Source organism: Chryseobacterium sp. Marseille-Q3244, from assembly GCF_940807095.1.
In the GTDB taxonomy this organism is placed as follows: Bacteria; Bacteroidota; Bacteroidia; order Flavobacteriales; family Weeksellaceae; genus Chryseobacterium.
Genome location: NZ_CALNWX010000004.1, coordinates 170,363 through 186,887 on the forward strand (window position 1 = coordinate 170,363; position 16,525 = coordinate 186,887).

Consider the following 16,525-nt stretch of genomic DNA (forward strand, 5'->3'; position numbering starts at 1 on the left):
ATGAAAACCTTATTGTACAGCCTATTACTATTGACAACGCAAATTGTAACAGCGCAGACTGCGACTACTGAACAAATTATTTCTGAACTGCCGGAACTGGAGATCACGGAGGGCATCAATCTTCATATGATCTCTCCGGAGCCCATTCAGTATGTTGATCTATCTACCGATAAACTGACGGGCGATCTCCCGGCTAACAATATCGCCAGAATTAAAATTACCGACAACACTATCTCCGAAAAGGATAAAAAGAAACAAAACATTTCTTTTTTCAGCGGAGATACGGTGGGAATCATCACTGTTGTCGGGCAGTCCTTCATTGCACAGTACAAAGCAGTGTATAGAAACCAGGATAATCTCAATACGATAACCAATATCCACATTCAACCAGAAGCGATGCAGCCCATCGAGTTCGATAAAATGACTTTCTCAAACGGTGAACTGAGGAAATTTGCAATGGATATTATTCAGAATAAGGCTGAAAAAAATCCGCTCAGGAAAGAAAAAAATCTTAATCTCAGCATGCAGCTGAATAACGTCTACGTCGTTGGCGACTATATTTTTCTTGATATGACTTTTAAAAACAGTTCCAAGCTGAGCTATGACCTGGAAGACCTCAAATTCTCCATTGAGGATAAAAAGATTCATAAAGCGACCAACAATCAAAGCATCGAGATGACACCTGTCTTCCGGCTAAATCCTCAAAAGCACTTCAGGAAAAACCTCAGAAATATATATGTATTTAAAAAGTTCACCTATCCGAACTCCAAGGTTATGGTGATACGCTTAATTGAGGAACAGCTCTCCGGAAGGACTATTGAAATGAAGATCAATTATTCAGATATTCTTAAAGCTGACACTTTTTAAAACTTAATTATGGAGGTGTCTATTAGTTTAGAGCAAATGGTGAATGCTTTTTTTTATCTGATAATGGTGACTTCTGTAATTGTTTATGCCATACTGATTAATTCAATGATTAAAGGAAACAAGGAACGTGATGTCTTCCTTGATAGATTTAAACTGAAATATCAGGAGCAGCAAAATCAATTAAAGAACCTTGATCAAGATTACAGATATCTAAGAAAATTTTATGAATCAATTGAGAAGTTTAGCGAAGAAGCCAGCCGGTTTTATATTGTTGAGAAGACGGAAAAGCGAGCACAAGAATTAGTTGATCAGTTAAGTCGGTTGGACGAGAGCCTTATAGAAATGCAGAAACAACATGAAAACATGTTTAAAAAACAGCAGAAGCTGCATCGTGATTTACTTACGGAACACAAATTACTGAACGAATACTTTAATAACTATTCCTAATGCAAGAACAACAACATCAGATCAAGATCTACGGATTCCTGCAAAAGGCAGTCTATGCAGTCGTTGCACTGGATTGTACTTCGCTTTTTTACATGAGTGCTAATGTCCCGGTGGTCTCCAATCTATTGAAGAACTTCTCGAAAATGAGCTTTATTTATCCACCGGTAAATGCTAAAATAGCCACCTTTATTCTGATCGGGCTTGTTGCCATCGGGACCAGGGCAAAGAAAAAGAAAGATCTCAATATCGCCACGGAAATTGTCGTTCCAATGGTAACTGGATTAATGATGATGTTGGCGTCACTAATTTGGCAGGAAGAAGCAGGGAATACAAAACTTCCAAAAGTACTTCCCGGACTCAACCTATTCCAAGTCATCTATGCGGTTCTTTCTTTTATAGGAGCTGTTATCCTTCAGATGGGAGCTGATAGCATTTCTAAACTAGTACAGCAGAAAAGAGGAAAAGATAGATGGAACATTGTGGAAGAAAGTTTTGACCAGAATAAGGAGATGGTTAACACTGATACAAGTATCAATATTCCATATTTTTTCAGATATAATAATAAAACTTATAATGGTTATATCAATATTGATCCTTTTAGGGGTACTATTGTAATCGGAGTACCCGGTTCTGGAAAATCTTTTGGAGTGATCAATCCGGCGATTCGTCAGATGATCGCTAAAGGTTTCTGCCTCTGTATTTATGATTTTAAATTTCCGGACCTGGCGCAGATTGCCTATTATCATTATCTATTGAAAAAAAGTAAGCAATCTGATTACAATTATAGTTTCCACATCATCAACCTGAATGAAGTCGAAAGATCAAAAAGGGTTAATCCTTTTCATAAAAAGTATATCCAGACTTTGGCAGAAGCTCAGGAAATGGCAGAATCAATGGTTTCCTCACTCCAAAAAGGAGGAAGCAGCTCCGGTGGAGGATCAGACGCGTTCTTTACCCAATCAGCAATCAACTTTCTGTCATCCTGTATTTATTTCTTTGCCACGCTTGAAAACGGAAAATATTCGGACCTGCCACATATTCTTTCATTTATGAACCGCAGCTATCAAGAGATCTTTGATACGTTGTTTACCAATGAAGAAATTGGCTCATTGCTTTCACCCTTCAAAACGGCTTACGACAACAAAGCTTTTGATCAGCTGGAAGGGCAGATTGGAACTTTAAAGATCTTCCTTTCAAGGTTGGCTACCAAAGAAAGCTTTTGGGTTTTTTCGGGCGATGAAGTTGAATTGAAAATTACCGACAGAGAAAATCCGTCCATTCTTATTTTAGCATCTGATCCCGGAACACAGGATATCAATTCTGCTTTATATTCTTCAATTCTGAATAGAACGCTGCGCCTGATCAATTCGAAGCATAATCTCCAGGGAGGAATTATTGCAGATGAGTTCCCAACCATTTATATCCATAAAATCGATAATGTGGTTGCAACGGCTCGGAGCAACAGGGTTGCCGTGTTACTTGGCCTACAGGAAATTCCACAGCTAAGACAGTTCTATAAAAAGGAGGTGGCGGATACCATTTCTGCCATTGTCGGAAATATAATTTCAGGTTCCGCCAGAGATAAAAATACATTGGATTGGCTGGAAAAACTATTCGGAAAGATCAAACAGAAATCGTATTCCCAGTCCATATCACAACAGGGAACGACGACCAGCATCAATGAGAAGATGGATAACATGATACCTGCAGGAAAGATTGCAGCGTTGAAGACCGGTGAAATGGTAGGGATGATTGCACAGGGTGAATTAAACGATACAGATGAATATAAAACATCTGCGATTCACGGAAAAATTAATCTGGATATGAAGACCATCAAAAAAGAGAAACATAATTACGTTGCAATGCCGGTCTATTATTCATTTCTGGATAAAAAAGGTAAGAACCGTAAAGAGGAAATACTGATGTCCAATTTCAGGAGGATCAATCGGGAAGTCGAACTTATTGTCAATGAACATATAAAAACAGCATCATGAAATCAATAGCTAGAAATTTTTTAACAGGATTGATTTTTTCTTTTCATCTGTCCATGTTTGGTCAGTTCAATACACTTACACCTGTATTGCCAAAGAAAACAGACAATTCAATAACAGACAGGTACATTCGAGATATCAATGAATCAAAACAAAAAAACGGCAAAAAATTTTGGAAGAATATTTTTCACAGTAATAGCAGGTCAGAGCTGAAAAAAGAACTGGACTCCTTAAAAGCTATCATCAAAGAAAGTTCAGAAGTAAATCGAAATAAATGGAATATGCAAAAAATAAAAGATTCACTGATTTTACAGCTTCATAGTCAAACTGTTAATGTTGAACAAAAAAGGTCTTTATCAATCACAAAAAAGGCTTTTGAAAATGGCTCTAAAGAATTAGCATTCTCCAAAATAGCGATGCCATTGAGCCGTGAAATTTCTATTGCATCCCCGTATGGAACAAGAATGCATCCGGTATTCGGAACAGCCAGAATACATAATGGCATTGACTTAAAAGCCCATTACGAGAATGTATATGCCGTAATGGACGGTATGGTTACTGAAACGGGCTGGGACAGTAAAGGAGGAGGTAATTTTATTAAAGTAAAGCATTACGGCCGTTTTGAAACGGCTTACCTACATCTTTCGGAAATCTACTACAGAGCCGGAGAATTGGTGAAAGCCGGATACATCATCGCAAAAAGCGGTAATTCCGGAAACTCTACCGGAGCGCACCTGCACTTTTCCGTCAGGGAAAATGGAAAGTACATAAACCCTGGACATTTTCTCAATGACCTCATCAAAGCTGATCAGTTGCTTGCTGCATCGTATCAGAACTAAAAAATACAGTCAACAATAAAAATATCATATTATGCAACATCACAATCTACCGACTGAAGACCTCAAAACCTACGGCATCATTGACGAAGACCTGACATTTTCAAAAAAATTAAGTGCTGATGATGTCCAGAAGTTTTTGAGTGGTTATACGATAGTCGCTGACAACAATAAGAATCGTGCTACTTTTCAGCTCACCGACAATAATACCCAACTGAAGGTTATCTTTCTTGAAAGGGACAAAAGCCTCTCGGAAATTCTCAGAAACAGCAAAGAAAAAGTTCAATACACAGACATCAAAGACTTAACAAAATCACCGGACAAATGGAATATAGAAAAAAAGGCTTTCATTTTCGATAAGGAAAATGAGAAAATAGTGGAATTCGATTTTATTAAAAATGCCGCCTCACTCACAGCTATAATCGCAGATAAAAAGGACATTCAGGAATTAAATCGCTATAAAATTGAACTGCAAAAGCTTAAAAACTTCCTCTACGACAAAATTGACCAACACCCTCAGATTGCTAAAGAAATCTCAAATGATATGAATATCGTTTCCAGAGAGATCGATTCCGTAAACAACATATCTGGTGATGAGAAGCAAATGGCTAAAAGTGGTAATTCTAAAATCGAGCTTAATGTCAACGATAAAGATCTATACGAAGATGCCAATCAAATGATAGAGGATGAGGAACAACAGCAAGAAGAAAAACGGAAGTTTAAAAGATAAACCTAACATAACCTTCTGCTTTCTATATCAAGTCATAAAATATAAATATTAAATGGATTTATTTGAAGATTACGACCTACTGCCCGAAGAGTTAAAAGCAGTCTGTGGCCATTGGCAGGAAAAAGCCGCCCACTTAGGACTCGATTATAATGATTGCAAAGCTTTTCAGGAAGAATGCGAGGCTATCGGTTATACCTTTGATTATGGCCTGGATGCGGAGCCGTTTGATTTGCGGCCTATGAATATTGAAAAACAGGACTTTTATACTAATCAAGATCAAACGCCTGCAGCAATTACAAATGCCCTAAACTGGTACGCTAAATACATTACTCCCCTAACACGTGCCTATAAGGATTTTGTAAAAGAAATGGAAAATACTTCTCCGGAAATATTTTTCCATGATGGTGAGCGGAAATTTTCTGATCGCGAGAAAAAATTTATGCAGATTCATTCTCAAAAGAATAGAGGAACTGATAACGAAGCAGATAAACAAAAATTCCTCTCCGATGTCTGGGCTAAAGAATTGAGCAAGAAGACTGAACTGAGTAGTGGTTTGACCTATACGCAAATTGATGAAAAACAGGCTCATCATTACCGCATTTTTGAAGCCGAGCTAAAAAGGTCGGGAATGGATTCTGTCGCACGTCCGTATGAGACAAACTGGGATGAAAATATGATTTCGGCGTCAGATCTTCCGGAAGGCTGGATGTGGAATGATTATGATGATGGAAGTGGTTCCCTTAGGAGTCCAGATGGTCATAGCTATTACAGCTATGACCTTCAAACCCAGGAATGTCGATCACCTTATGGCAATAATGAATGGATAAGTATGAAGGATTTTTATGATGTTCCAAAAAGTTTGGACGAATTTAAACGCGATGCCGAAAAGGACTTAAAGGAATCAGCAGCTCAAAATAATCTCTCTCCAAAACTTTCCGAAGAGGAGAAAAGAAACCTACTTAATTATAGGATATTAAAAAAGGAAAACGAATTCATACTGGACAACTTAGAGATTACGGCAGACCAAAGAAAAGCTTATGCAGAACAAGAGGAATTCGGAACAACAGATGGAGATTATACCCTTACAGAACACCAACTGGACAAAATCCCGGATGTCATCGAAGGTCATGTGATGTCAAAAAATGACAAATATGAGTTAGCTTATGGAGTATTGGAAAGAACACTATATGGCGTTTCGTATGAATTATTGGAAAGCGGCGAAATCCTTAATATTTATATGGACGAAGATGCTTTTCCACAGTACAGAATATTAACAACGAATGATATAAAATTTAACAATCAAAATCCAAACATGATGGAAACACAAAAAGATTTCGACCAGGTACAGTACCTGAAAGACCAGATGAAATACCTTGGCTTCGGTGAAGGTGAACAACTTCACAAAGATCTTGAAAAGGGGATCAATGCTAAAGAACAGCAGTTTGAAATAAAAACAGGTTCGGACAAAGCCTCACCTGGAAACCATGTTGACTTTACATTGAAATTCAACAAAACCGAAAGAGGCGGAATTTTCCTCAATTCATATCAGGCAACATTGACCAATGAGAACAATGAAGAGCGCTCTCACAATTTTCCGGTGAGCAGGGAAAGCAGCTTTACGGCGAAGGAAGCCATTAATCTTCTGGAAGGACGAAGTGTGAAGATTGAATTTCTTAATCCTAAAACCGACCAGGTAGAACCTGCCTTTGTTCAATTTGACTTCAATCAGCCCAAAACCGATAAAGGAAACTACCTTTTCCAGAATTTCTACAAAAAATATGGTGTAGACACCGATAAGATAGCCGACAAAGCTGGCCTTATTTTCGATAAGCCGGAATGGAAAGAAACTGCCATAAAATCCTTGGAGAAAGGGAATATAGTCAAAGTAAAGTTTAAGCAGGATGATTCTGTCATAGAAGGAAAAGCTATTCTTGATCCCCAGAATAGAAACCTTAAACTCTATGACAATGATATGAATCGGCTTAACAGCAATAAGCCATTGGAAGGTTTAGAACAGGATAATAAGCACGAAAAAAACAATGTGAAAGAGCAAAGTATTAAAAGATAATAATACCTGATCATTATCTGAAGGCGGTAAGTCTGATGATTTGCCGCTTTTTTTAAATCAAACAAGATGAAATTAAAATTGACACTATTATCCGCAGCACTTTTATTTGGTTTAATTTCCTGTCATAAAGAAATAAAATCCGAAAAAGGAGGAATCGACATTATTTCGAATGTCTACTTTGATGCGTCTAAAGGACTGGATCAAATGCAGAGCTTTCATATCTCTAAAATGAGCTATTCGTTAGAAGGTCTGATCGAGATTGTTCCGGACCGCTCATTTCCTGAAATCAATAAGCAGCTATTTCTGATCATAGATTCTATGTATTATCCATTGGATTCCGAAAGAAAGACTGCTATACTTTCAGAGATCGGGCTCAAACAAAAACCGCTATCGGTATTTGATAAGAAAGCAGGTGCTGTATTTTCAAAAGAATGGATTCCGAATTACAGGAACAGAAGAAAATTATCTGACACCATTTTGTTTGGGAAACAATACAAGCGTTTCGAGATCAATTCTCCCTGGAACTATACTAGGTTTTATGTTTACCCTACTGACACTATCCTACCCTATTCACTGTACAAGCATGCGGAAAAGGATTATTGCGGCAGGATTGAACGTATTGATTCTTACAATAAGAAGACTGATATTTTCGTAACCCTTCAACTCATTACGAGAAAAGACTGGGATCCGGAGGCTAAAGAACTATTTGAATTTAATCAATTTGTAAATCAAAGTAAGAATGATTGAGCCCATAATTAATGACATTTCTATTATTGAAGGAAATAAAAATGAACTGATCCTTTTTCCAAAAGGTGAGGATGTAAAGTCATTCCAGAAATTGTTAGAAATTAACAGACAATCCAATAGCAGGACGCTTGTTTCGCTGAACACAGCTACCAATACCAAGAAATTCCTGAACCGTTTTCAAAATTTCGATGGAAAGATCTTTCTCTGTTTTGAAGGCACCAGAACCGGAGACGCGCTAACGCTTAAAATCCTTCTGGAATATAAGGAAAAGAACATTAAAGATATTCGAAACGTATATGCAATTTCTCAAAATGGCAATAAAGATCTGACTGCATATCTTGAAAAGAAATTGCAACAACAAAATATAAATTCTAACTTAGTAGAAACAAAACTCTCAGAAGATGCCGAGACTAGAACTAAATCAAGCGGACTATCCGAAACTAAGCACTTGGAATCCGGAACATCTGGACAAAACCTTGTCGGAATTGGTGATGAAGACCAATCCCAACATAACAGAAATTACGGAGTCAGACAAAATATGGGCAGCGACAATGCTGGAAATGGATTTGGAGACACAGAGCGGGACGATTTCAGAGCCGGAGAATCAACAAGAAGAGCCATTGACACAGCAGAATCGCAGAATGATGAACAAAAACATTCCGTGGGGCGAATCATATCCGGGAGAATTGCGCCCAGTGCAGGAAGATACAAAAGAGGATTTTCCGAAATAAGTGATACTTCTACAAAGGAGGTAGAATTAGAAAGTATCATTTCAAAATATAATGGTCAAAAGCTGACCAATGAACAAGTTGCAGAAGTAGTGTCCGCAACTTGTTTTATTTCTGAGAGTAAAGAAGTCTTCATTAATGAAGGCATCTCGATTACCGATGAATTAAAAGACATTTGTGGTCAATTTAAAAGCGGTGGGATAGCCAAGGAAGGTCGTGGGATACTTGACGAATATTATACTGACCGAAAAATCGTAGATGCTGTCAGAAACCTTATTAAAGATCAATTCAAAGGTCAGACTGAAATTTCCGTTTTGGAACCGAGCGTCGGTACCGGAAATTTTTTATATGCTGCCAAAGACCTGCCAGTGAATGTTAGTATTTCCGCATTTGAGATAAACGAAACTACAGCAAAAATTGCTAAAATTCTACACCCCGAAGCGTCTATTAATGTTCGTTCTTTTGAAACAGAATTTATTGATGAGCAAGGAAACAAAAACGAAATATATCAGCATTATGATTTAATTATAGGTAATCCCCCGTATGGAGAGCATCGGGGTTTCTACAAAGGATTGGGTGAGGAATCGAAAATTTCCAAGTACGAAGACTATTTCGTTAAACGTAGTCTAGATGTTTTGAAACATGATGGAATCTTAGCAATGGTTCTTCCTTCCGGCTGGCTGAACCGCCAGAATAACCTTAAAAATGCTGAGCTTGTAAAAGCTTTCCGGTTACCGACCGGAGCCTTCGCAGGAACAAAGGTTGGGACTGATATTATTTTTCTTCGAAAAGACAGCCAGAAAATCGCGCATAACATTTCTGACCATTTTGAAAGGAATCCCCAAAATATTCTGGGCGAAATCCGCGAAAAACCTAATCGTTTTGGAAGGATGGAACTCTACGTTCACGGAAACCTGGACGAAGCATTAAGTCAGTTACAAAGGCTTCAAGAAGTAAAGAAAACTGAACGGATAGGAAACCTTTTCGAAGATTTGTTATATGATAACCTCGAACCAGAAAAGCAAGCAGACAATATAGTTTCAGCCAAAAAAAGTGATCTGGGAAAAACAGCTGAAATTGATTTTGTAGAGGTTCAGAATAAGATTCGGGCAGTGCTTTCTACTCTTAATGATATAAAATTCAAATCACTTGCAATTTTAAAGGAGACTGACAAATATAAAAAGCTACAAGGTCAATTATCCGAAAATCCAAAAAAATTTAATCAAGAACAACTATCTGAAATTCTTGAAAAGGCTGATCGGGTCATTCAGTCCCACCAAACAAAAAAAGATTCAGAGTATAGGATTCAGACTAAACCGGAAATAAAGAAAGGAGTATTAAAGTACTTGTTTTCCAAAAAAGATGAAATCGTTAATACTTCTCTTCAGAGCAATTCTGATATCTCACCTGAGGAACTGGAAGCTTTTCGAGACAGGACTTATGAAGGAGTCTTAAATAAAAACGGTAAGCATCATCAATATGCGAATTTCATTGATGGAAAATGGGTTCATGACTTTTATTATGCCGAAGGAAACATTTATAAAAAACTAGAGCAATTAGAAATTGATTTTAAGGCTTCCTTTTCCGAAGGATACTCAGAAGCTCAATATTTAAAGCAGAAAGCATTACTCGAAAGTGTTCTTCCGAAACCTAAATCTATAGACGAAATATATATTAGCCCCAATCACGAATTTGTGCATCAGTTCGCATTGGGGCAGGTAGAAAAAGAAAGATATAATTATAATACCAAGCTCAGCGAAGTTGTTATTGTTGATTATAATCTAGCGGAAAAATTTAAAGATTTTGTTGGGACTTTATCAAGCGATGCCTTCCAAGGATCTTCAGCATGGGAAGTCAGACAATTTGTTGATAACGATACGGTAACTGGTAGTGACAAGGAAAGAAATGCACTCATAAGGGAAAGAAGAAAAGCCGCCGCTAATGACCTTTTCCAGAAATTTATCCGGGAAGAGTTATCGGATGAGCTTCGGGAGCGATTTGTCAAAGAGTTTAATAGGAATTACAATAATATCCACGTTCCTGACTATTCAAGATTTCCTCTCTTTTCAAAAATTCATAAAAATTTCAAGGGACAAGAACTTAGATTAACCGAGGTTCAAAAAGCAGGCATAGGAAGACTGACAACAAAAGGTGTTGGTCTTCTGGCGCATGAAGTGGGATTTGGAAAAACACTATCAGGAATCCTTTCTATGCACGAAGCAATGGAACGTGGCAATTCTAAAAGACCCTTGATCATTGTACCGAACGACAGTATTCTTAAACAATGGGTGGAAACGATTTTTGAAACGATACCTGATGCTAAGGTTAATGTCCTTGGTAATTTGGGTAACGATTATGATCTTTCAAAATTTGATAACAAAAATGGGGAGATTACAATCGTTACTTATGAAGGCTTTAACAATATCGGATTTTCAGAAAGTATCACTCTGGATCTTTCTTCTAAGTTTTCCTATATATCAGAAAGCGAATTACGAAGTGTAAATTCCATAAGCGAACGGGATTTCCAAAAAGAAATGGAGAAAATCAAAGAAGTGGAGGGCAAAATGAAGCGTGGAAAAATCTACGATTGGGAAGATTTTGGTTTCGATCATATGACCTTCGACGAAGTTCATAACGCAAATCATATTGTAGGTAAAGTAAGAATTGAAGACAGGAGATTCTCTTCCGACTTCAGAAGTCAGAACCAGCAGACTTCCAAATTAGGCATCAATACCTGGATGGCTGCGCAATATATTCAGGAAAAATACAACGGGAGGAATGTCACTCTACTTTCCGCTACTCCATTCACTAACAAACCTCTTGAATATTATTCTATCCTTTCATTGATCGCCAATAAACGTCTGGAAGAATCAGGGTATTTCAATGCCAATACATTCTTTGAAACCTTCATGGAGGCTGATAACGATATGGAGATCGACGCGAAGGGCGATGTGAAGTTCAAAGCCAATGTTCGCAGGTTCAAAAATAATTCTTTGTTCCAGCAGCTTTTATCAGAATTTATTGATATAAAAGGCGAAGAAGATAATCCTGAACTGGTCCGTCCTAATAAAATTAATAAAGAATATAAAATTGAACAAAATGACCTGACTGAGGAACAGTATGAACAATTGACGGATAACTTTGATGAAAATGAAAAGGGGGCAATTCTTACTCATATTCTTAATGCGAGGTTAATTGCTATTTCACCTTATTTGTCGCCGTACTATTATGGAGAATTTCCCTCAGTAGATGAATTTATTGAAAATTCGCCTAAGTTGAATGAAACAATGAATCTGATCCGGCAGAATAAGCGGGACATTCCGGAAGCGGGACAAATCATCTATTCTGAGCTAGCTGTTGCAGAATTTCCAAGGATGAAAGAATATCTTGTGACAAATATTGGTTACAAACCTGAAGAAATAGGCATAATTACGGGCGCGACCACTAAAAGTCAAAGAATATCGATACAAAATGATTTTAACATTGGAAAAATAAAAGTTATTATCGGAAGTGAAGCCATCCAAGAGGGAATGAATCTGCAGGAAAATACCACTGATCTTTATCTGCTATCACTGCCCTACAACTTTACCACATTAAGACAAGTTGAAGGACGTGCATGGAGACAGGGAAACAGACACGAAAATGTGAGAGTTAATTTTATGCTGACCAATGACAGCATCGATGTATTTATGCTTCAGAAGTTGCAATCAAAACAGGCAAGGTACCTTGAAGCTATGAAGAAAGGTGCTGATGTACTTGATATCTCTGATATCAGCACGCAGGAGCTCAAAACTGCCATTATTACAAATCCTGAAACCAGGGCGAATATTGAAATCGAACTGATGAAAAAGAAAATTGAAAGTAAGAAAAATAAGTTTTTAGCGGATTCTGCATTTATATTAAGAAAATATGAGGGATTTACCAAGGTTCAACAGGAGGTAGCAAGAGCGCAACATAGTTATGACAGGATATTAGGTTATTCAAAAGAGACGGGAGAAAATGCAGAGTACTGGACCGATCAGCTGACAAACTATCAGAAAGCTATTGATGCTGCTAAGGCTTTAGTTACAGAGGTTATTGAAGAATTGGCTATGAAAGGTGTGAATGTTCATGAAATTGAAAAGCAAACAAAAGCTACTGAAATCAAAATTGCGCAGCTGGATAAAAAATTAGAGGATCTTCCAGATATTAAAATACATTTACTCGTTCAGTACAAAAAAGAGAAAGAAAAAAGAATGAAAACCAACAAAGAAATAGATTTTATGAAGGAAAGGAATTTCGAGAATCAGGTGCTATTTTCTATTACCCCAAAGGCGGAGGCGCATAATGCAAGTATACTACTTAAAAAAGAGGAGCAAAAAATAGGTAATCTGATTACCGATAAGGATATTAAAAGGACAAGATAGACTTAAATAGTTGTTCACCTCTGGTTTCAAATACATGCTATTGGCATGAAGTAAACAGCTGATATTAGTTACAAAGACAACATATGGACCAGCTTATTTGCATATAAGTGAGTTTAATTTTATATTTATATGAACAAACATATTATTCTTTTTTACAATCCGTAATTTATTATTTACAGACTTACCATGAAGATAGCAGATTTATATATTAGGGTATCAACAGATGAACAGGCTGATAAAGGTTATTCACAAAGAGATCAGCACGAGAGGTTAGAAAAGTATTGCCAGCAGAATGAAATAACCATTGGTCAGGTAATCTTTGAAGATCATTCAGCTAAAAATTTTAATCGTCCTGAATGGAACAATTATATTCAAAATATAAAGAAAAGAAGTTTGCGATCTAACTTGATTTTATTTACAAAATGGGATCGTTTTAGTAGAAATGCAGGTGACGCATATCAAATGATTAAATTGCTTCTAAGCAATAACATTTCGCCACAAGCTATAGAGCAACCATTAGATATGTCAATTCCTGAAAATAAGATGATGCTAGCCATTTATTTGGCTGCACCAGAAGTAGAAAATGACCGACGAGCCCTAAATACTTTCTACGGTATGAGAAGAGCCCAAAAAGAAGGACGACTAATGGGCACTGCTTCCTATGGATATATTAATAAATGCAGTGAAGATGGTAGAAAATATATAGCATTGAAAGAGCCAGAAGCATCAAATATGCGTTGGGCTTTTAATGAGATTGCCAAAGGTAAATACTCTATAAATCAAATTAGACTAAAGATGAACACTATGGCTGGTACTAAAATAAGTAGAACATCTTTTTATAGAGCAATAAAAAATCCATTGTACTGTGGAAAGATATATATTAAGCCATACAAGGATGAAGATGCATGTACAGTTGACGGCAAACATGAAAGTTTAATTTCAGAAAGTTTGTTCAATAAAGTGCAAATGGTTTTGAGCGGTATAACTACAACCGAAAGACCAAAGGGCAAAATTAATGCTGCAAAAGAATTTCCGTTGAGAGGATTTTTGAAATGCCCAAGATGTGGAGGGCATATTTCAGGTAGCGGTTCAAAAGGGAAAAAAAGTATTTACTATTACTATCACTGTAATTCTACTTGCGGCTACAGGTATCGTTCTAATATAATTAATTGTGCATTTGAAAAAGAATTACAAAAATATGAGTATCACGAGGGAGTTAATACTTTACTCAAAGAGATAATCTTTACTAATTTCAAATATATCCAAGAAGATATTGATGCACAAAAGAAAGAAATTTCCAGCCAGATCCAATCCTTAAATAATCGTCTCAATAATGCGAGGGAAAAATATTTAGAAGATAGATTGGACTATGATGATTATCAACTTATAAAAAATGAATGTAAGAAGAAAATTGATGATCTTGAAATCTCTCTACAGAATCATAAATTATCTAATAAAAATTCTGACATTAAGCTCAAGCTTGATCGCGTGATTAAAATCGTCCCAAACCTGTATAAACTGTATGTACAGGGGAATGATGAAACTAAAAACACCATACTGTGTTCGATATTAGCAGAAAAACTTGAGTTTCATGAAAATTCATTTCGAACACCTAAGCTAAATTCCGCACTCTCTCACATATTATTGATTAGCAACAAGTTAAAAGATAAAAAAAAAGGAAAAAGCACTTTTGAAAATGCTTTTTCCCGAAAGGTGACCGCAGAAGGATTCGAACCCTCACTGTCGGAGCCGAAATCCGAAGTTCTATCCATTAAACTATGCAGCCGTATTCTTGAGGAATAAATGATAAGTAATGTATAATTTCAAAATTACTTATCATTCATTGCTTTGGATTTAGAAAGTAATCTTCACACCACCCAGAATTTGTGGACCTAAGACTTTATACGCCTTGTAGGTCTGGTATTTTGAGCTTAGAAGGTTATTTCCGAGTGCGAAAATACTGAAATTTTTGTGAATTTTATACTCTGCAGAGAGATTTAAATCCGCATAACCACCAACTTTATCGTTCGTATTTTCTAATGAACGGTAAATCATCCCATTAGGAGCTTGGGCGTTTGCAATTCCTTCAATTGAAAAAGAGTTCGTTGTTCTGTCGCTAGCAAAAATACCTTTGAAACCTAGTAATAATTTCTTGTCCAGCATTGTATATTTAGCACCAATACTTGCGTTCAATAATGGAACGTTGTAGATATTATCGTAGTTCTTCAAGTTATATTTTGTAAACCTTACTTCCCCGTCAATCATTAAGTTTTCTAATGGGAAATACTGTACACTCCCTTTAATATCGCTTACATTTCCATCATCGTAGATCGCAGAGAATGTGTTGGCAAAATCATAAGCAGAACGGTTCAGGGTATAATTGTTGTCGAAAAGACTGTTTGCTTTAAAGAACATGATGTCTTTCATTTTTCCGAACCCGGCAGAAACATCATATTTCAATGTTTCATCAATATCTCCTCTTAATCCTACATAAAAGTGATATTTCGTTTCTGTAGGCTTTAAGTACTGATCAGAAAGCACGTAAGGATTCTCCTGAAGAAGATCTCCGTATGTATTAAGCTTAAGACCACCGTCTACCCCTCCGTAGAATTTAAATTCTTTAGCAGCAGCCACCTGGAATTCTGCTTGTGGGAACCAATAGGTTTTATTATTCTTCACCTGGTCCATCAATCTGTTCGAATTCTTAGCATTCAGGAAAGAAAATCCTGATCCTAACATCAAATAGGATTCTCCTTTTCTAAAGGTTACTTTTGGCGTTAAACTCGTATTAAAGAAATTAGAAGAGTTTTTATCAACGATGGCAAAATCTGTTTTTACAGCTTCTAAACCTACGCCTAAATCTGCATTCAGATTAATTCCTGATTTTCCTAATTCAACAGCATGCTTAGAGAAGTTAGCCAAAATAGAAACCTGATTTTCCTGAGTATCAAAATGATCTTTCAGGAATGATGATTTTACTCTTACATCATTCAAAATTTCATTAGAATAGAAATCATAGTATCCATTCACTTTGAACTGATTCACTTTTTGCTTCAGATCAACATCAGCATTTGGAGTCAGTGCATAGATCCCGTAATAGTTATAGTTATTCAAACCATATTCAGCATTAATATTGAATTTCCCTTTATCTCCATAAGAGTTCAAGAAAGCTCCAATCGTAGCTGAAGTCTGCTTTGATTTCCAATCGTAATCATTTTTAAGACCACTGGTAGAAAGCAAATGCACATCTGCTCCTACTTCAAACTTATTTTCAAGGGTTTTGGAAACATTCCCATCCAACAGAATCTTCCCATAATTTCCCATTCCGAACTGGACATAGTTATTCTGAGCTGTTCCGTCAAATTTCGGTGCCACATCTTCTCCCTGGATTGTTGAAGTTTTGAAGTCAGAAACCGCAGGAACATCTGTAATGGTATATCTTACAGGGGTCTGGGATTTCTCTTCCGGCGGATAGTTTTTAATGGTTTCTACGGAAGTCTTCTTTTTTTCAATCTTCTTCACTTCCGGTTCTCTCTTTTTATTAAGAACCAGTTTTTCCTCCTTGATCTGGGAAAACGCAAACTGCGAAACCCCTAAAAATATGATGGATAATAATTGAATTTTTCTGTTCATTACTACTTCTTGTATTTATGTATCCATGTAAAATGCATTAATGACTGTTTACATGAACAGGATACTGCATTT

9 protein-coding genes, 1 tRNA gene and 1 pseudogene are annotated in these 16,525 nt (G+C 36.6%); 9 read left to right on the forward strand and 2 right to left on the reverse strand.

The window, feature by feature from the left end:
• The 9 genes and pseudogenes from traN to NBX25_RS24785 form a co-directional block, all read left to right on the forward strand.
• A complete protein-coding gene (traN, locus tag NBX25_RS08950) occupies positions 1 to 867 on the forward strand; it encodes a conjugative transposon protein TraN (protein WP_002978093.1) in 867 nt (288 codons plus the stop codon).
• 9 nt (positions 868 to 876) lie between these two features.
• Entirely contained in the window at positions 877 to 1,314 is a 438-nt protein-coding gene (locus NBX25_RS08955) for a hypothetical protein (RefSeq protein ID WP_002978092.1), read from the forward strand.
• Complete coding sequence (locus NBX25_RS08960; RefSeq protein ID WP_250253410.1) at positions 1,314 to 3,308, forward strand: type IV secretion system DNA-binding domain-containing protein; 1,995 nt, start codon at positions 1,314 to 1,316, stop codon at positions 3,306 to 3,308. Before NBX25_RS08955 ends, NBX25_RS08960 begins: the two co-directional genes overlap by 1 nt.
• Positions 3,305 to 4,144 carry a M23 family metallopeptidase gene (locus NBX25_RS08965; protein WP_002978090.1) on the forward strand — a complete coding sequence of 280 codons (840 nt, stop codon included), beginning with the start codon at positions 3,305 to 3,307 and terminating at the stop codon, positions 4,142 to 4,144. Before NBX25_RS08960 ends, NBX25_RS08965 begins: the two co-directional genes overlap by 4 nt.
• Before the next feature lie 31 nt (positions 4,145 to 4,175).
• The gene (locus tag NBX25_RS08970) at positions 4,176 to 4,871 is read left to right on the forward strand and encodes a hypothetical protein (protein ID WP_002978089.1); all 696 of its coding nucleotides are present in this window, start codon (positions 4,176 to 4,178) and stop codon (positions 4,869 to 4,871) included.
• Positions 4,872 to 4,923: 52 nt separating this feature from the next.
• A complete protein-coding gene (locus NBX25_RS08975) occupies positions 4,924 to 6,939 on the forward strand; it encodes a hypothetical protein (protein WP_002978088.1) in 2,016 nt (671 codons plus the stop codon).
• Between the two features lie 66 nt (positions 6,940 to 7,005).
• Entirely contained in the window at positions 7,006 to 7,686 is a 681-nt protein-coding gene (locus NBX25_RS08980; RefSeq protein ID WP_002978087.1) for a hypothetical protein, read from the forward strand.
• Positions 7,679 to 12,820 (forward strand): helicase-like domain-containing protein, encoded by a 5,142-nt coding sequence (locus NBX25_RS08985; protein WP_250253411.1) that lies wholly within the window; start codon positions 7,679 to 7,681, stop codon positions 12,818 to 12,820. The genes NBX25_RS08980 and NBX25_RS08985 overlap by 8 nt, the downstream gene beginning before the upstream one ends.
• A 186-nt stretch (positions 12,821 to 13,006) precedes the next feature.
• A pseudogene (locus tag NBX25_RS24785) lies at positions 13,007 to 13,786 on the forward strand (recombinase family protein); the annotation flags it as partial.
• Positions 13,787 to 14,534: 748 nt separating this feature from the next.
• Here the strand turns inward: NBX25_RS24785 and NBX25_RS08990 are convergent.
• Positions 14,535 to 14,606: transfer RNA gene (locus NBX25_RS08990), tRNA-Arg, on the reverse strand.
• Positions 14,607 to 14,674: 68 nt separating this feature from the next.
• Entirely contained in the window at positions 14,675 to 16,453 is a 1,779-nt protein-coding gene (locus tag NBX25_RS08995) for a TonB-dependent receptor (protein WP_123911118.1), read from the reverse strand.
• Between the last annotated feature and the right edge of the window lie 72 nt (positions 16,454 to 16,525).

Bases quoted from the DNA above. Each gene is read 5' to 3' on its own strand.
- traN (WP_002978093.1), top strand. From the start codon at position 1: ATGAAAACCTTATTGTACAGCCTATTACTATTGACAACGCAAATTGTA.
- NBX25_RS08955 (WP_002978092.1), top strand. From the start codon at position 877: ATGGAGGTGTCTATTAGTTTAGAGCAAATGGTGAATGCTTTTTTTTAT.
- NBX25_RS08960 (WP_250253410.1), top strand. From the start codon at position 1,314: ATGCAAGAACAACAACATCAGATCAAGATCTACGGATTCCTGCAAAAG.
- NBX25_RS08965 (WP_002978090.1), top strand. From the start codon at position 3,305: ATGAAATCAATAGCTAGAAATTTTTTAACAGGATTGATTTTTTCTTTT.
- NBX25_RS08970 (WP_002978089.1), top strand. From the start codon at position 4,176: ATGCAACATCACAATCTACCGACTGAAGACCTCAAAACCTACGGCATC.
- NBX25_RS08975 (WP_002978088.1), top strand. From the start codon at position 4,924: ATGGATTTATTTGAAGATTACGACCTACTGCCCGAAGAGTTAAAAGCA.
- NBX25_RS08980 (WP_002978087.1), top strand. From the start codon at position 7,006: ATGAAATTAAAATTGACACTATTATCCGCAGCACTTTTATTTGGTTTA.
- NBX25_RS08985 (WP_250253411.1), top strand. From the start codon at position 7,679: ATGATTGAGCCCATAATTAATGACATTTCTATTATTGAAGGAAATAAA.
- NBX25_RS08995 (WP_123911118.1), bottom strand. From the start codon at position 16,453: ATGAACAGAAAAATTCAATTATTATCCATCATATTTTTAGGGGTTTCG.